Source organism: Sulfitobacter sp. AS59, assembly GCF_038899995.1.
Lineage (GTDB): Bacteria > Pseudomonadota > Alphaproteobacteria > Rhodobacterales > Rhodobacteraceae > Sulfitobacter.
Genome location: NZ_JBBMQK010000003.1, coordinates 467,423 through 483,448 on the forward strand (window position 1 = coordinate 467,423; position 16,026 = coordinate 483,448).

The 16,026-nt window shown below is 56.7% G+C and carries 16 protein-coding genes; 6 read left to right on the forward strand and 10 right to left on the reverse strand.

Going from position 1 to position 16,026, the window contains the following annotated elements:
- The first annotated feature begins 44 nt into the window (after positions 1–44).
- The 6 genes from galU to WNY39_RS09720 all read left to right on the forward strand — a co-directional run bounded on the left by galU (position 45) and on the right by WNY39_RS09720 (position 7,340).
- A complete protein-coding gene (gene galU / locus WNY39_RS09695; protein ID WP_342845336.1) occupies positions 45–938 on the forward strand; it encodes a UTP--glucose-1-phosphate uridylyltransferase GalU in 894 nt (297 codons plus the stop codon).
- Positions 939–959: 21 nt separating this feature from the next.
- Positions 960–1,943, forward strand: a complete 984-nt coding sequence (gene galE, locus WNY39_RS09700) for a UDP-glucose 4-epimerase GalE (protein ID WP_342845338.1) — start codon at positions 960–962, stop codon at positions 1,941–1,943.
- Position 1,944: 1 nt separating this feature from the next.
- Positions 1,945–3,141: a glycosyltransferase family 1 protein gene (locus tag WNY39_RS09705; RefSeq protein WP_342845339.1), complete on the forward strand. Its 1,197-nt coding sequence runs from the start codon at positions 1,945–1,947 to the stop codon at positions 3,139–3,141.
- Positions 3,142–3,205: 64 nt separating this feature from the next.
- On the forward strand, positions 3,206–4,216 hold the full coding sequence (locus tag WNY39_RS09710) for a glycosyltransferase family 2 protein (RefSeq protein ID WP_341232907.1): 1,011 nt from the start codon (positions 3,206–3,208) through the stop codon (positions 4,214–4,216).
- The gene (locus WNY39_RS09715; RefSeq protein WP_342845340.1) at positions 4,213–5,910 is read left to right on the forward strand and encodes a beta-1,6-N-acetylglucosaminyltransferase; all 1,698 of its coding nucleotides are present in this window, start codon (positions 4,213–4,215) and stop codon (positions 5,908–5,910) included. The genes WNY39_RS09710 and WNY39_RS09715 overlap by 4 nt, the downstream gene beginning before the upstream one ends.
- A 2-nt stretch (positions 5,911–5,912) precedes the next feature.
- Positions 5,913–7,340, forward strand: coding sequence for a nodulation protein NodH (locus WNY39_RS09720; RefSeq protein WP_342845341.1), 1,428 nt, complete (start codon positions 5,913–5,915; stop codon positions 7,338–7,340).
- A gap of 7 nt (positions 7,341–7,347) precedes the next feature.
- Here WNY39_RS09720 and WNY39_RS09725 read toward each other — a convergent pair whose 3' ends face one another.
- The 10 genes from WNY39_RS09725 to WNY39_RS09770 all read right to left on the reverse strand — a co-directional run bounded on the left by WNY39_RS09725 (position 7,348) and on the right by WNY39_RS09770 (position 16,025).
- Complete coding sequence (locus tag WNY39_RS09725; RefSeq protein WP_341232910.1) at positions 7,348–7,812, reverse strand: PTS sugar transporter subunit IIA; 465 nt, start codon at positions 7,810–7,812, stop codon at positions 7,348–7,350.
- Positions 7,813–7,855: 43 nt separating this feature from the next.
- A complete protein-coding gene (gene raiA / locus WNY39_RS09730; protein ID WP_341232911.1) occupies positions 7,856–8,422 on the reverse strand; it encodes a ribosome-associated translation inhibitor RaiA in 567 nt (188 codons plus the stop codon).
- Positions 8,423–8,673: 251 nt separating this feature from the next.
- Positions 8,674–9,432 (reverse strand): LPS export ABC transporter ATP-binding protein, encoded by a 759-nt coding sequence (gene lptB / locus WNY39_RS09735; RefSeq protein WP_341232912.1) that lies wholly within the window; start codon positions 9,430–9,432, stop codon positions 8,674–8,676.
- On the reverse strand, positions 9,432–9,875 hold the full coding sequence (gene lptA / locus WNY39_RS09740; RefSeq protein WP_342845404.1) for a lipopolysaccharide transport periplasmic protein LptA: 444 nt from the start codon (positions 9,873–9,875) through the stop codon (positions 9,432–9,434). The genes lptB and lptA overlap by 1 nt, the downstream gene beginning before the upstream one ends.
- Positions 9,876–9,922: 47 nt before the next feature.
- A complete protein-coding gene (lptC, locus tag WNY39_RS09745) occupies positions 9,923–10,474 on the reverse strand; it encodes an LPS export ABC transporter periplasmic protein LptC (RefSeq protein WP_342845342.1) in 552 nt (183 codons plus the stop codon).
- A 62-nt stretch (positions 10,475–10,536) separates the two neighbouring features.
- Positions 10,537–11,499, reverse strand: coding sequence for a KpsF/GutQ family sugar-phosphate isomerase (locus WNY39_RS09750; protein ID WP_342845343.1), 963 nt, complete (start codon positions 11,497–11,499; stop codon positions 10,537–10,539).
- Positions 11,496–12,110 (reverse strand): ribonuclease D, encoded by a 615-nt coding sequence (locus WNY39_RS09755; protein WP_341232915.1) that lies wholly within the window; start codon positions 12,108–12,110, stop codon positions 11,496–11,498. Before WNY39_RS09755 ends, WNY39_RS09750 begins: the two co-directional genes overlap by 4 nt.
- Positions 12,111–12,165: 55 nt before the next feature.
- A complete protein-coding gene (locus tag WNY39_RS09760; RefSeq protein WP_342845344.1) occupies positions 12,166–12,936 on the reverse strand; it encodes a PaaX family transcriptional regulator C-terminal domain-containing protein in 771 nt (256 codons plus the stop codon).
- Positions 12,926–14,950 (reverse strand): phenylacetic acid degradation bifunctional protein PaaZ, encoded by a 2,025-nt coding sequence (gene paaZ / locus WNY39_RS09765; RefSeq protein WP_342845345.1) that lies wholly within the window; start codon positions 14,948–14,950, stop codon positions 12,926–12,928. Before paaZ ends, WNY39_RS09760 begins: the two co-directional genes overlap by 11 nt.
- A 10-nt stretch (positions 14,951–14,960) precedes the next feature.
- The gene (locus tag WNY39_RS09770) at positions 14,961–16,025 is read right to left on the reverse strand and encodes a ferredoxin--NADP reductase (RefSeq protein WP_342845346.1); all 1,065 of its coding nucleotides are present in this window, start codon (positions 16,023–16,025) and stop codon (positions 14,961–14,963) included.
- Between the last annotated feature and the right edge of the window lies 1 nt (position 16,026).

Below are 16,026 nucleotides of genomic sequence, written 5' to 3' on the forward strand. Positions count from 1 at the left end.
GTTTTGCAGGGCAAAACCGATAACGCACAAAAAAGGCTGCTGCTATGCGTAAGAAGGTAACAAAAGCAATTTTCCCTGTGGCTGGGATGGGCACGCGGTTTTTACCGGCGACCAAATCGGTGCCAAAGGAAATCATGACCTTGGTCGACCGCCCCTTGGTCCAATACGCAATTGATGAGGCCCGCGCGGCAGGCATCAAGGAATTCATCTTTGTCACCTCGCGGGGCAAAGGCGCTTTGGAAGATTACTTTGACCACTCTCCTGTGCTCGAGCAGGAGCTCCGCTCAAAGGGTAAGACCGAGCTGTTGGAGATTTTGAAGAACACCAACATGGACAGCGGCGCGATTGCCTATATTCGCCAGCACAAGGCGCTTGGGCTGGGCCACGCGGTTTGGTGCGCACGCCGTTTGATTGGCGACGAACCTTTTGCTGTGATGCTGCCGGACGATGTGATCGCTGCCGACAAACCCTGCCTGCAACAAATGGTCGAGGCGTATAATGAAACCGGCGGCAACATGGTCGCCGCGATGGAGGTCGCCCCCGACCGCGTGTCATCTTACGGTGTGCTGGATGTGGCTGACGATCAGGGCGAACTGGTCAAAATCCGCGGGATGGTGGAAAAACCCAAACCCGAGGACGCGCCATCGAACCTCGCCGTCATCGGGCGCTACATCCTGTCGCCCAACGTGCTGCGCAATCTTAACCAGTTGAAATCCGGTTCGGGCGGTGAGATCCAGCTGACCGATGCGATTGCGGCCGAGCTGACGCAGGGCAACGATGTCTATGGCTACAGGTTCAAGGGGAAACGTTTTGACTGCGGGTCCAAATCTGGTTTCTTGCAGGCAACGGTATCCTTTGGTCTGGCCCGTGCTGATCTGCGCGATGATCTGCATGGATATTTGCAAGATATCATGGGCGTCGATAAAACGGCTAACTAAGGGTCTAGCAAAGGCACACTGATGGAAAATGTATTGGTAACAGGCGGCGCGGGCTATATCGGCTCGCACGCTTGCAAGGCGCTTGCCGCTGCCGGGTTCACGCCGGTGACCTTTGATAACTTTGTCACCGGTTGGCGTGATGCGGTCAAATTCGGCCCGATGGTTGAGGGTGACCTGCTGAACCGCGCCGAAATTGACGCGGCTTTTGCTGAATACAAACCTGTGGCCGTGATGCATTTTGCAGCGCTTAGCCAAGTGGGCGATAGCATGGTGCAGCCGGGTCTTTATTGGCGCAACAACGTTCAAGGGTCGCTGAACCTGATCGAGGCGGCCGTCGCGGCCAATTGCAAAAACTTCGTATTTTCATCTACTTGTGCCACTTATGGCGATCACGACAATGTTGTGCTGGATGAGAATACCGTGCAACTGCCCATCAACGCATACGGCGCATCGAAACGCGCAATCGAAGATATCCTGCGCGATTTCGAGGTCGCACATGGCCTGAAAAACGTGATCTTTCGCTACTTCAATGTGGCCGGGGCTGATCCGGATGGCGAGGTGGGTGAATTCCACCAGCCCGAGACCCATCTTGTGCCACTGATGCTGGATGCCATTGATGGCAAACGGGACGCGTTAACCATATTTGGCACCGATTATGACACACCTGACGGCACCTGTATTCGTGACTATGTGCATGTGTGCGATCTGATTGATGCGCATGTTCTGGGGCTGAATTGGCTGCTGGATGGCAAACCCAGCCGCGTCTTTAACCTTGGCACGGGTACGGGTTTTTCGGTGCGCGAGGTAATTGATCGCAGTCGCGAGGTCACCAATCGTGCGGTCCCCATCAAGGAAGGCGCGCGACGCCCCGGCGATTGCACCAAGCTGGTTTCAGGATCAACCCGTGCGGCGGCGGAACTGGGATGGGCACCAAAGCGGTCGACCATGTCGCAAATGATTTCTGACGCGTGGAGATGGCATCAAACTGGCCACTACAATTCATAATATGCCCGCCGCACGCTTGCTGGATGTCACGCGGACCTTGCGCCGCGCCGGACGTATGGCGACAGGTGTGGATCGGGTCGAACAGGCGTATCTGGCGCAATTTCTGTCAGATGATACCCCGTGCTTTGGCCTTGCGCGCACGCCGCTTGGCTATCTGTTGCTGGACCGCGCAGGCTTGCAGGGCATTCAGGACCGCATTGAAGGGCGCATTGATTGGGGCACGCCTGACGGACTGTCGCGGCTCCGGCGCGGCAGGGCGATGGAGGTAAGGCGCGCCGAGGCGGATTTCAGGCACCTTGCCATCGCGCGTGCTGCTGTTTGGCGACTGCCACGACTGATGGGAAAACTGCCCGACCCCTGCCAGTATTTCAATGTGGGTCACAGCAATCTTTCGCGGCGCGTGTTATCGACCCTTAGCAAACATGGGCTCGATATTAATGTTCTTATTCATGATGTTATCCCGCTTGAATACCCGCAATATCAGCGTCCCGGTTCCGTTGAACCGTTCAGGGCCAAATTGAAAAACGTACAAAAATGGGCTGATCGGGTTATTTATAATTCGGCAGATACCAGAACACGCGCCGAGGCGCAGATGGCGGCGTGGGGCGAAATACCAGCTGGCATTGTCGCACATCTGGGAACAGTTTCACCGAAACCCGACCCGTCTGAACTGCCGCATGGCCTGCCCCTGGCAGAGCCGTATTTCGTCACTGTCGGCACCATTGAGCCGCGCAAAAACCATAAGTTTCTGCTGGATATATGGGATGAAATGGGCCCTGACGCGCCGCTTTTGCTGATCTGTGGGGGCCGTGGTTGGAACAACGACGCGGTGTTTGCGCGCCTTGACAGGCTCGGCCCCGACAGCCGGGTGCGTGAAGTTTCAAACCTGTCTGATCCGGCCCTTGCGGCGCTTGTGCAATCGGCCTCTGGCAGTCTTTTCCCCAGTCTTGCCGAGGGCTTTGGCCTACCGCCGCTTGAGGCGCTGATGCTGAAAACACCGGTTTTATGTAACGATCTGGACGTTTTGCACGAGTTTTTGGGTGACATCCCTGTTTACGCAAGCGTTTCCGATCACTATCAGTGGATAAGGATCATAAAAAACTGGGCGAACACAGCTGAAATGCAAGAAACCCCGAGGGGGCTCCAAGGGCCGACGTGGAAAAAACATTTCAACATAGTGTTAAGTCCGAGAGCATAGGCTGTCCGCGCGTGGGCAACTTTGGTAAGGGCGGCAAGCACACCCCGAGAATGAAGGGCAGTTTTTGGGTATAATTCAGTCATATCGGCTTAGGCTGCAGCGCAAGAGATGGCGCATTCGCGCGTTTCGGAAACGCCGCGAGCTAAAGCAGATCGTGAACCGTACCAACCAGATCAAGCCTGATGATATCTTGCTGTTTTGCACCCAACGAAACGAGCAAATCCGCCTGCCGTATTTTCTGGATTACTACCGCAAAATGGGCGTCGGCCATTTCTTTATCGTGGACAATGACAGCGACGATGGATCGGCTGAATATCTGGCACAGCAACCCGATGTATCGGTATGGGGTGCGCGGGCCAGTTATAAACGTGCACGGTTTGGTGCCGACTGGCTGAACTGGTTGCAGATGAAATACGCACATGGGCATTGGACGCTGACGGTCGATCCGGATGAATTTCTGATCTATCCGTTTTGCGATACACGCCCCCTGCGTGCGCTGACCGATTGGCTGGATGCGTCGTCGATCAAATCCTTTTCTGCGATGCTGCTTGATATGTATCCAAAGGGGCGTCTGGACGAACAGCCCTATCAATCCGGCCAGAACCCGATGGAAATTGCATCGTGGTTCGACAGCGGAAACTATTCAATGTTCCGCAATTTCAGTTTTGGAAATCTGTGGATTCAGGGCGGGCCGCGCGCGCGGGTGTTCTTTAAAGACGATCCTGAAAAGGCACCTGCCTTGAACAAGGTGCCGTTGGTCAAATGGGACCGGCGCTATGTCTATGTCAGTTCGACCCATATGCTGCTGCCACGTGGTTTGAACCAGGTCTATGATGAATGGGGCGGGGAAAAAGCATCGGGCGTGCTGCTGCATGCCAAATTCCTTGATACCTTCAGCGCCAAAGCGCTTGAGGAGCTTGAGCGCGGCCAGCATTACGCGGGGTCGGTCGAATACAAGGCCTATGCCGATAATCTGCAAACGGATCCCCAGCTTTGGTGCAAATGGTCCGAACGCTATATCAACTGGCGCCAGCTCGAGATTTTGGGCCTCATGTCCAAGGGGAACTGGGCATGACGGTCGGTGTCGTCATGTTGGTGCACACGGCCCTTGGCCGTGCGGAGCAAGTCGCCCGCCATTGGTCGGCCGCCGGCTGCCCCGTTGTGATCCATGTGGACAAAAGCGTGCCGCGCAAGGTTTACGAAAACTTTGTAAGCAGCCTGTCGGATGTGCCGGATTTGGCGTTTTGCAAACGCTTCCGCTGCGAATGGGGGACGTGGGGCATCGTCCAGGCTTCGCAAGCCGGGTCAGAGATGATGCTGGCAAAGTTCGAAGACGTGCGCCACGTGTACCTTGCATCAGGTTCCTGCCTGCCGCTGCGCCCGGTCAAGGAACTGATTAACTATCTTGCCGCACGTCCAAGAACCGACTTTATCGAAAGCGCCACAACCGCGGACGTTCCATGGACCGTCGGTGGCTTGGACGAAGAACGGTTTACCATGCATTTCCCATTCTCATGGAAACGGCAGCGGTTTTTGTTCGATAAATCCGTCGCCATCCAGCGTGGCCTGAACCTGAAACGGAAGATGCCGAACGGGGTTGTCCCGCATATGGGGTCGCAATGGTGGTGTCTGACCCGCCAGACGCTGTCGGCCATTCTGCAAGACCCTGATCGCAAGGCATATGACACCTATTTCCGACGTGTCTGGATCCCCGACGAAAGCTATTTCCAGACCCTGTCGCGGCTGTATTCGACCAAAGTTGAAAGCCGGTCGCTGACCCTGTCCAAGTTCGACTTTCAGGGAAAGCCGCATATTTTCTATGATGATCACCTGCAGCTTTTGCGCCGCTCGGATTGCTTTGTCGCGCGCAAGGTCTGGCCCTATGCAGATCGCCTGTACAACGCGTTCCTGACGGACGAGGATAACGCGCTGAGCAAGACCGAACCGAACCCCGGCAAGATCGACCGGATTTTTGCCAAAGCGGTCGAGCGCCGGACGCGTGGGCGTTCGGGCCTGTATATGCAAAGCCGCTTTCCCAACGAAGACTGGGAAAATGGCGTGACCGCCGCGCCCTATTCCGTGTTTCAGGGGTTTTCTGAACTGTTCGAGAATTTCGAGCCTTGGCTGGCGAAATCCACGGGGTCGCGGGTGCATGGCCATCTGTTCGCGCCGGATCGGGTCCACTATGCCGACAATCAAACCGCGATCAACGGCGCGCTAAGCGACAGTGCGACGGTACGCGATTACAATGCCAAGGCGTTTCTGACCAATCTGATCTGGAACACACGTGGCGAACGGCAGTGTTTTCAGTTCGGGCCGGGCGATAATCAGGATGTCTGCTGGCGGATCGCAAAAGACCCCAATGCGCAGGTTTCTGTGATCACCGGTGCGTGGTCTGTGCCCCTGTTCCGGTCAAACAAGGATTTTTTGGTCATCCGTCGCACCGCCGCCGCGTTGCAAAAGATTGAAAACGAACACATGAATATCCTTCGCTCGCCCTATACCAAGGCACGGGTGCGGATCTGGAACATGGCCGAATTTATCGAGGCCCCGATGGAGCCGCTTCAGGGGATATTGGACGAGATTGGCCACGCAAAGCTGAAACGCATCTCAGAAGTGCCTAAAATGGTTGATCTTTCCGGGTTCGGGCAATTCTTGCAGAACCTCAAGAACCAAGGGATGCACCCGCATCTGATGGGGGATTTCCCGGTTGAACGGGGTGTTGCAGCTACTCAACCGTCGCCGCGCAAGCCCTATCTGGTGAAATAACCATGGCACCCAAATTCGAAAGCTTTGTCGTTTTTGCCGAAATGCGGACCGGTTCGAATTTTTTGGAGGCGAACCTGAATGCATTCGAGGATATCAGCTGCCATGGCGAGGCGTTTAACCCGCATTTTATCGGCTATCCGAACGCCACTGACATTTTGGGCGTCGATCAGGAAACACGCGACACCGACCCTACTGTGTTGCTGTCTGCCATTCGCAGTAAATCAACGGGGGTGGGCGGTTTTCGCTATTTTCACGACCATGACCCGCGTGTGCTGAACACGCTGTTGAATGACGACAGCTGCGCCAAGGTTATTCTGACGCGTAATCCCGTCGACAGCTATGTCAGCTGGAAGATTGCCCGCGCCACCGGCCAGTGGAAACTGACCGATATGAAGGCGCATAAAGCGGGCCAAGCCGTATTTGACGAGGCAGAGTTTTCCGCCCATCTTGAGGCATTGCAGGCGTTTCAATTGCTGTTGCTGAACCGTCTTCAGACCTTGGGGCAAACGGCGTTCTACATCGCCTATGAAGACCTGCAAAATGTCGAGGTGATGAACGGGCTGGCACGGTTTCTGGGCGTGGACGAGGTGTTGGAAGGCTTGGACAAAAGCCTGAAAAAACAAAATCCTGATCATATCTCGACCAAGGTCAGCAATTACGATGATATGCTGGCGGCGCTTGGGCGGCTTGACCGTTTCGATCTGACGCGCACCCCGAATTTTGAACCGCGCCGTGGGCCGGTGGTGCCGTCCTATGTCGCGGCGGCCGAGGCACCTTTGCTGTATCTGCCCCTGCGCAGCGGGCCCGAACCACAAGTGTTGGATTGGTTGGCTGCGGTCGATGGCGTTGGCCGCGACGATTTGCGCAGCAAGATGAACCAAAAGGACCTGCGCCAATGGAAACGGCGCAATGTGGGCCATCGCAGCTTTACCGTGCTGCGGCATCCGGTGGACCGCGCCCATGATGCGTTTTGCCGCCACATCGTCACGACCGGCAAGGGCAGCTATACCCAGCTGCGCGCCAACCTGATCCGCCGCTATAAACTGCCCCTGCCCGAGGGGGAGCCTGATGCAAGCTATGACGTCGACGCGCATCGTTCGGCGTTTAAGGCGTTCTTGGTTTTCCTCAAGGGGAACCTGAACGGGCAGACCGCCATTCGTGTCGATCAGACGTGGTGTAGCCAAGCGCAGGCGTTGCAAGGCTTTGGCGAATTTGCGCTACCTGACCGGATCATGCGCGAGGCGGATCTTGCGCATGAACTGGCTGCGCTGGCCAAGGACGTGGGTTTATCGACGTCACCAGCGATCACGCCACGCCCGGCAACCACCCCGTTTGCGCTGTCAGACATCTATGATGCCGAGGTCGAGAAGCTCGCCTCGGACGCATATCAGCGCGATTACATGATGTTCGGGTTCGACAGCTGGCAATGACGCGGGGCTAGGCCGCTTGCGTGGCCTGCGATTCGGTCAAAATGGTGTACAGCGTCGCAGGCTCAGGGTTGGCCCGCAGCTTGGAACAGACAGACGGGTCGCGCAGGGTCCGCGATACCAGCGCCAACGCCTTGAGATGTTCAACACCGGCATTTTCCGGCGCGAACAGCGCAAATGCGATATCAACCGGCTGGCGGTCGACAGCGTTGAAATCGATCGGTTTGTCCAGCAGCACAAATGCACCCAGAACAGAATCCAACCCTTCCAGCCGCGCGTGCGGCAGCGCAACCCCATGGCCGACACCTGTCGGACCAAGGGATTCGCGCGTTTGCAGCGCCTCGATTACGGCACCGGAATCCATACCATAGGCATGAAACGCCAGCTCACCAATATCATGGAGCAGGCGCTTCTTGCTTGATGCAGACGTCAGGACTTTTACAGCCCCCGGCTTTAGGAGTGTCGCAAAATTCATTCTGCTCGCTCAGTTCTGGGCCGCCTTCGTGCGATCCGTTGTGTTAGGACGGGTCGATCCAGCCGATGTTTCCGTCATCACGACGGTAAACAACGTTTATGCCTTCTTTACCCTCTTTGCGAAACACGACGACAGGTGATCCTGAAATCTCCATCTGCATCACGGCTTCTCCGACAGACAAGTTTGCGATTTTTGTCTGCATTTCGGCAATGATCATCGGTTGGAGGGACTCGGGTTCCTGCGCATCTGAATCGCTTTCTGAGGCGAGGATATACGAGGATGCGCCGAAAAGTTCAACAGGGTCCGACCGCTCTCTGTGGTGATCTTTCAACCGACGCTTGTAGCGACGAAGTTGCTTCTCCATTTTGGCTGCGCAGGAATCAAAAGATCCATAAATATCAGTAGCATGAGCTTTGGCCGAAGCGGTCAGCCCAGTCGAGAGATGCACGGTTGCTTCGCAAACGAATTCATGTCCGGACTTGGAAAAGACGACATTCGCATCCGTTGGACGCTCTGCGTATTTTTTCACCGCTTCGCCCAGTTCCGTTTTCACATGAGTCTGCAGGGCTTCGCCGATGTCGATCTGTTTGCCACTGATTTGGTACCGCATATACTCTCCTTATTCATATCGTTCTGAACAGCGTCACAAACCGCGAAATTCGCGGCGTGGGGCGGGGTCAGATGCGGGTGAATGACGATCTGTTCAGATTGAATGCCATCGGCCCTTTGTTGAAAGGGTCAGATAGGACAAACATGGAACGCAGTGTCGCCATATCCCTATTGAGCGCCCGAATGACACTGATTGTCAAATGAATCTGGTAGGTAATTGTGCGAAAATCAGCTGAGCAATTTCATCAAAAATTAAGAAATGCGGAAATTGTCACCCAGATAGACGCGCCGCACGTTTTCGTTCTGGACGACTTCGGACGGGGTGCCTGACATCAGAACCTTGCCTTCGTGCAGGATATAAGCGCGGTCCACGATCTCGAGGGTTTCGCGTACATTGTGATCGGTAATCAGCACACCAATGCCGCGTTTCTTCAGATCAGCGACCAGATGCCGGATGTCATCAACCGAAATCGGATCGACCCCGGCAAAGGGTTCATCAAGCAGAAGGTATTTAGGATCAGCGGCCAGACAGCGCGCGATTTCAACGCGGCGACGTTCGCCACCCGACAGCGCCAGCGCGGGGGCGCGGCGCAGGTGTTCGATGGAAAACTCGGACAGCAAAGCCTCAAGCCGTTCACGGCGCTTGCGCACGTCCGGCACCGAAATGTCCAAAATGGCCGAGATATTGTCCTGCACGCTTAGGCCGCGAAAAATGCTCATCTCTTGGGGCAGATATCCGATGCCCAGTTGCGCACGGCGATACATGGGCAGTGTGGTAACGTCTTTGCCATCGATGGTGACAGTGCCACCTTCGGGCATGACCAATCCGGCCACCGCATAAAATGTCGTCGTTTTGCCCGATCCGTTGGGGCCAAGCAGCGCCACGACCTCGCCCCGGTCCAGATGCATCGAAAAATCGCGGATTACGGTTTTCTTGCGATAGGACTTGCGCAGATGTTCGATCCGCAACCCGCCGCCGCCTTGTTCTATCGTCAATGGGGGCGTTGGCATCAGTTGTCGTTACCTGTTTGCAGGACCGTTTTAACGCGCCCCGTCATTTGCGCCGTGCCGTCAGACAGATTTACGCTCATCTTGTCAGAGCTTAGCGCGTTGCGTCCTTGAACCAGTAAAACATTGCCGGACATCACGATGGTTCCGGTGTCGATATTATAATCCGCACGCTCCGATTCGGCGGCATCTTGGCCAGACACCAGCGTGACGCCGCCTGTCGCCTCAAGCCGTGCGATACCTTCGGATTCAGCGCGGTAAACGACCAGAACACGCGCCGCCGTCAGCCGCATTTCACCCTGACCGATCAATACATTTCCTGTGAAAATCGCTGTGTCTGTGGTCTGATCGACCGACAGGTTATCGGCCGTAATCTCGACCGGCAGGCTGGTGTCCTGGCGGATCGATCCAAAGGCGACATTGGCCCCTTGAGCCGCCACAGACATGGCGGTGAACAACAAAAATAGCGGCAGCAGAAGGTATTTCACGCAGGTTACTCTATTAAAGGTTTCGGTTTATATATCAGCTTCACCCGATTTGTGAAAAACAATTGGGTGGTACCGCCGTTTTCTGATTGTTCGACTGTCATTGAACCCGCCTCAAGCACACCTTCGGGCGTTGTGCCGTAGACGGGGCCGGGGGAATCGATGCTAAGTGACGACAGGCCCGACGTCATGAAATCGCTTGTCATGCGATACCCGTTCGAGGTCATGATAATCACATCATTGGTCAGTTGCGCGGCATTGCGGCTCAGGTCGATCTCGGCCTCGCCAGACTGCAGTCGATAGGTGCTGCCTTGCGCCGTTTTAATGGTCACGCGGATATTTTCCGCTTTGTTTGCGCCAATCTTTCCTTCTGGCGTGGTCAGGACGTCAGCATAGAACGTCAGCTCGTCACCTTGTGCGGTAGAACCGGTAAAGAAGGGCGCGGTGATCTGTTGGTCGCGCAGCCGTTCCTGAATTTCTTTTTCCGCGAACGGAATCGCCTCGCCGGGGTCGATGGCGCGCGACAGCAGGAACAAGGTCGACAGCAGCGCCAGGGCCATGAGCGGGAACAGCACCTTTAGCCAGGAGACTGTTCTGGTGTAGCGGTCCCCCTGCACTTTGGTTATCCCAGTCCGACGCGCAGGCAGTCGTGAATGTGGATCAAGCCGGCGGGGATGTTCTTGCCATCCGGTTCAACGACCAACAGGCAGGTGATCTTGCGCGCATTCATCATCGCAACGGCCTTTTCAGCCAGCGCATCTGGGGCGATTGTGACGGGTGTTGCGGTCATGACATCGCGCGTGGTCTTGGACATCAACCCGTCCAGATGACGGCCCAAATCGCCGCTGGTGATGATCCCGGCAAGGGTGCCCGCGGCATCGGTAACGATAACCACGCCGAATGATTTACTGCTCATCATCATCAGTGCGTCAGACATCGGCGCGTCGTCTTTGACCATAGGCAGGGCATCGCCTGTGTGCATCAGATCGGCCACACGGCTTAGCCGCGCGCCCAGTTTGCCGCCCGGATGGAATTCGCGGAAATGTTCGGCAGTGAACGACCGGTTTTCCATCAGCGCAATCGCGACCGCATCGCCCATGGCCAATGTCATGGTGGTGGATGTCGATGGCACCACGCCGGTGCCGCAGGCCTCGGGCAGTTGGGGCAGCAACAAAACCACATCGCATTGCGCGCCAAGGCTGCTGCCCTCGCGGCTGGTGATGCCGATCAGCGGAATGGAAAAGCGCCGCGAATAGGTGATCAGGTTGGCCAGTTCGGGGGCCTCGCCGGAATTCGATATCGCCAGCACTACATCGTCGCCGGTGATCATGCCCAGATCGCCGTGGCTTGCCTCGGCAGGGTGGACGAATTGCGCAGGCGTACCGGTGCTGGCCAGCGTCGCCGCGATTTTCTTGGCGATGTGGCCGGATTTGCCGATGCCGGTGACGATCACACGGCCACGGGTTGCAACCAGGACGTCAATCGCTTGACGAAACCGATCATCCAGACTGTCAGCCAAAGCCGTCAGCGCGTCAGCCTCGGTGCGGATCACGCGCCGGGCGGTATCTAGGAATGGGGTGTTCATACGTGTGCAAAAATATCCGTGTCGGGCCAGCCTGCCAGATCTAGTTGGGCACGGGTGGGAAGAAAATCAAAACACGCTTGCGCGATGTCCATACGGTCTTCGCGCAAGAGCATCACGTTCAGTGCATCGCGCAGCTTGTGCAGGTGCAAAACATCTGACGCGGCATAATCAATTTGCGCTTTGGTCAGCTTTTCCGCACCCCAATCGCTGGATTGTTGTTGCTTGGAAATATCGACGCTCAGCAATTCTTGGCACAGCTTTGCCAGCCCGTGACGGTCGGTATAGGTGCGCACAAGGCGGCTGGCAATTTTGGTGCAATAGACGGGTGCTGCCTTGGCCCCGAACCGGTTCAGCATCGCGGCGATGTCAAAGCGGCCAAAGTGAAACAGCTTGAGCACGTCAGGGTTTTCCAGCAGCGCACATAGGTTGGGCGCGGTGGTCTGGTCCTTGGCGATCTGCACCAGATGCGCGCGGCCATCCCCACCAGAAAGCTGCACAACGCACAGGCGGTCGCGGTGCGGATGCAAGCCCATCGTCTCGCAATCAATCGCGACGATTGCACCCAGATCAAGGCCGTCTGGCAGGTCGTTTTGGTGTACTTTATGTGTCATGCCTTCCCTATATCGCCCCCGCGCGCTTTGGGAAAGCACCGCTTTTTAACTAGGGTTAAGCGGTGGCAATCTGTGTCGGGTCAGGCCTTGGATAGCGCGTCAGCAGATCAGCGACCAGAACATGGGCCTTAAACCCGACCCAATCGTCCCTGATCAGCGGTTTTGGCAAGGCCGGATGCTTGAGCGCCAGCCGCCGCCAGTTATGCACGATCAAACAGCGCAGCGTTGCGATTTCAAGCGGGGTCAGTGCGTCTGGGGCTGGCAGGTTTTGGGTCGCATGGGTCAATGCCATGTGCAACTGGGTGTAGCTTTCGGTCAAGGTTTGCGGCTCTAACTCGGCCTTAAGCCAATCAGGCGCGTCCGTACCGGCAGTCGCATAGGCATCCTTGGGCGGTACGATATTTGCCGGGCCGACAAAGACGCGCGGTTCCACTTGGGTGAACTCCTCGAGACCCACGCTGTCGGTATCTGGGGATTTCAGCAACAGCATTTGCCAGTTCGGGCACAGATCATCCGGGGGCGTGTAAATACGCGCGCTTGCAGCGTCCGCTTGGGCGCGACCATCGGGGGTCAGGCTGTGCAGGCTGATGCGCCCTTGTTTTTCAGACGCGATCCAATTGTCCTTGCGCAGCCGGTGCAGTGCGACGCGGGCGGCCTCGGGCCGGACGTCCATCGCGGCCATGATCGCAGATAACACAGGCCCGTCGATCACATCGCCCTCGCGCCGCGCAAGGTCGCCGAACAGGCTGATCATCAGGGACCAGACCCGCTGGCCGCCAAGTTTTTTCAGCGCAGAGGTCGCATGGGCGAAATCATCAGTAAGCATTCATCGTCAGCAGTTCATATTCGGCCACGGCGGCATCATCCTGATTGGTCAGGGTCACATGCCAGCGTACCTCACCATATTCCTCATTGCGAGGGGTCTTTGCCTTGACGCTTAGCCGCACCTTGATGCTGTCGCCCGCCTGAACAGGGGCCATAAAGCGCAGGTTATCCAAGCCGGTGTTCGCCAAGACGGGGCCGGGATCGGGCTGCACGAACAGACCCGCGGCAAAGCTTAGCAGCAGATAGCCATGGGCAACACGGCTGGGGAAGAAAGGGTTCGCCTTGGCGGCATCTTCGTCCATATGGGCGTAAAACGTATCGCCGGTGAAATGCGCAAAGGTTTCGATATCGTCCAGCGTGATGGTGCGGCTGGCGGAATTGAATGTCTCGCCCAGGTCCAGATCGCCAAAGACGCGTGTAAATGGATGATCGCGGTCGGATATTTCGGTCGCACCCGGTACCCATTGTTTGCCGATGGCGGTCAGAATATCGGGGCTGCCCTGAATGGCGGTGCGCTGCATGTAATGCATGACCCCACGAATGCCGCCCAATTCTTCGCCACCGCCCGCACGGCCCGGCCCGCCATGCACCATATGGGGCAGGGGGGCGCCGTGGCCTGTCGCCTCGGCCATGGATGTGCGGTTGTTGAAATAGAGCCGCCCGTGGAACGCACCGGCACCCATCGCCATCTGTCGCGCGATGTCACCGTCGTTGGTGATGACAGAGGCGACGAGCGATCCCTTGCCCTTGTTCAGCAATTCAATGGCATGCGCGGTGTCGCGGTAGGGCATGATCGTTGAAACGGGGCCAAATGCCTCGGTATCGTGGACGCGGATGGCAGCGTCAGGATCGGCACAATAGAACAGCATCGGCGGCACGAACGCCCCTTTTTCGCGGTCGGCACCATCGACGGTAAAACTGTCAGGGTCACCAAAGACACGCTCCGCCTCCGCCCCGATCAGCGCGGCCTTTTCCAGCACATCGCGACGTTGAGATTGCGAGACTAACGCGCCCATTTTTGTGGTTTCCAGCCGTGGATCACCGATGGTCACCTTGGCCAGCCGTGCGGAAATTGCGGCGATTGTTGCATCGACATGCGTCTCCGGCACCATGATCCGGCGAATGGCGGTACATTTCTGACCAGCCTTTGCGGTCATCTCGCGCTGGACCTCTTTGACGAATAGATCGAATTCGGGTGTTCCGGGGCCCGCATCAGACCCTAACACGGACGCATTCAGGCTATCTTGCTCGGATGCAAACCGGACAGAGCGTTTCAACAACGCGGGATTGCTGCGCAGTTTATTGGCGGTTTCGGCTGATCCGGTAAAGCTGACCACATCCTGACAATCCAGATGATCCAGCATGTCGCCCAAACCACCTGTCACCAGCTGGATCGCGCCGTCGGGCAGGATACCGGATTTGATCATCAACCGAAAACACGCCTCGGTCACATAACAGGTCGCGGTGGCTGGTTTCACGATAGCGGGCACACCTGCCAGCAGGGTCGGGGCGAGCTTTTCCAGCATCCCCCAGACCGGAAAGTTGAACGCGTTGATATGGACGGCGACACCTTGCAGGGGCGTGCAAATATGCCGTCCCATAAACTGACCCGATCGACCCAATTGTTCGGGCGGGCCGTCCAGAAACACCTGATCATCGGGCATTTCACGACGGCCTTTGGCGGCGTAAATCTGCATGGTGCCAATGCCGCCATCCACGTCGATCATGTGATCGGATTGGGTGCCGCCCGTGTCGAAACTCAGGTCATATAGGCTCTGTTTATGGTCTTTTAGATAGGCGGCTAGCACCTTGAGCATCTTGGCGCGATCATGAAACGTCAGTTTGCGTAGGGCCGGACCGCCCACATCATGGGCGTAGGCCAGCATTGCCTGAATATCCAAAGCATCATTGCCCGCCTGCGCGATCACATCGCCGGTAATGGCGCTGGCGATGCTGCGCGAACCGGCCCCCGGATTGATCCACTGACCGGCGGCAAAGCTTTGAATGTCGCGCATGATAGGCTCCTTAGTGATGATCGTAATCGATGGAGAGTTTGTCGCTGACCGGATAACTTTGGCAGCTCAAACGATAGCCGCGTTCCACCTCGTAATCCTCAAGCGCGTGGTTCGACAGCATCTCAACCTCGCCCTCGGTGACCTTGCACATACAGGTCGAACAGACGCCCGCCTTGCAGGCAAACGGCGCATCCAGATTGTTTTCCAGCGCGGCCTCAAGCACGGATTGGCCTTTGGTCATGGTGAAACTATGGGCGGCACCGTCGATGGTTACGGTCACTTGCGTAAGGGCGTGATCTTCGCTGCGCTTGGCCATTTCCTGCTTGGCCAGACGCCCCTGCTGGCTTTCGCTGAACAGTTCGAATTTGATCTGATCAGGCTCTAACCCGTGGGTTTTTAGCGCTTCTGCGATGGCCAGCATCATCGGTTCCGGCCCGCAGATAAACGCGGTATCTATGTTTTTGATGTCGATCCAGGTCTTGAACAAGGCATCGCATTTCGCTTGATCGACGCGGCCTGTAAACAGATCAATGTCTTGGCCTGACTCAAGCATATGGATCACACTCAGCCGCCCCATAAAGCGGTTCTTGAGGTCTTCGAGCTCCTCCCGGAACATGATCGTGTTCACGGCGCGGTTGGCATAGACCAGCGTAAAGGTCGATTGGGGCTCGCGGATCAAAACCGTTTTCAGGATGGACAGCACCGGCGTGATGCCAGACCCGCCTGCAAATCCAAGGTAGTTTTTGGCCTGATTAGGCTCTAATTCCGTGAAGAACTTTCCCTGCGGCGGCATTGCATGCAGCGTATCCCCGACCTTGAGCGTTTCATTCGCAAAGGTAGAAAAGGCCCCGCCATCAACGCGCTTGATCCCGACCTGCAACACGCCATCATCCAATCCGGCACAGATCGAATAGTTGCGACGCAACTCGGTGCCGTCGAAATCTTGCTTGAACGTCAGGTACTGACCTTGGGTGAAATCAAATGCGCCGGGGTCTTCGGGCCGAAGTGTCAGCACCACAGCGTCGCGGATCGTGTGGTGAATATCAGTCACTAATAAGGGGAGAAATTGATTCATA

What these genes read in the sequence shown, in the direction of transcription:
- galU (WP_342845336.1), top strand. Translation starts at nt 45, where the DNA reads ATGCGTAAGAAGGTAACAAAAGCAATTTTCCCTGTGGCTGGGATGGGC.
- galE (WP_342845338.1), top strand. Translation starts at nt 960, where the DNA reads ATGGAAAATGTATTGGTAACAGGCGGCGCGGGCTATATCGGCTCGCAC.
- WNY39_RS09705 (WP_342845339.1), top strand. Translation starts at nt 1,945, where the DNA reads ATGCCCGCCGCACGCTTGCTGGATGTCACGCGGACCTTGCGCCGCGCC.
- WNY39_RS09715 (WP_342845340.1), top strand. Translation starts at nt 4,213, where the DNA reads ATGACGGTCGGTGTCGTCATGTTGGTGCACACGGCCCTTGGCCGTGCG.
- WNY39_RS09720 (WP_342845341.1), top strand. Translation starts at nt 5,913, where the DNA reads ATGGCACCCAAATTCGAAAGCTTTGTCGTTTTTGCCGAAATGCGGACC.
- WNY39_RS09725 (WP_341232910.1), bottom strand. Translation starts at nt 7,812, where the DNA reads ATGAATTTTGCGACACTCCTAAAGCCGGGGGCTGTAAAAGTCCTGACG.
- raiA (WP_341232911.1), bottom strand. Translation starts at nt 8,422, where the DNA reads ATGCGGTACCAAATCAGTGGCAAACAGATCGACATCGGCGAAGCCCTG.
- lptB (WP_341232912.1), bottom strand. Translation starts at nt 9,432, where the DNA reads ATGCCAACGCCCCCATTGACGATAGAACAAGGCGGCGGCGGGTTGCGG.
- lptA (WP_342845404.1), bottom strand. Translation starts at nt 9,875, where the DNA reads ATGTCTGTGGCGGCTCAAGGGGCCAATGTCGCCTTTGGATCGATCCGC.
- lptC (WP_342845342.1), bottom strand. Translation starts at nt 10,474, where the DNA reads ATGGCCCTGGCGCTGCTGTCGACCTTGTTCCTGCTGTCGCGCGCCATC.
- WNY39_RS09750 (WP_342845343.1), bottom strand. Translation starts at nt 11,499, where the DNA reads ATGAACACCCCATTCCTAGATACCGCCCGGCGCGTGATCCGCACCGAG.
- WNY39_RS09755 (WP_341232915.1), bottom strand. Translation starts at nt 12,110, where the DNA reads ATGACACATAAAGTACACCAAAACGACCTGCCAGACGGCCTTGATCTG.
- WNY39_RS09760 (WP_342845344.1), bottom strand. Translation starts at nt 12,936, where the DNA reads ATGCTTACTGATGATTTCGCCCATGCGACCTCTGCGCTGAAAAAACTT.
- paaZ (WP_342845345.1), bottom strand. Translation starts at nt 14,950, where the DNA reads ATGCGCGACATTCAAAGCTTTGCCGCCGGTCAGTGGATCAATCCGGGG.
- WNY39_RS09770 (WP_342845346.1), bottom strand. Translation starts at nt 16,025, where the DNA reads ATGAATCAATTTCTCCCCTTATTAGTGACTGATATTCACCACACGATC.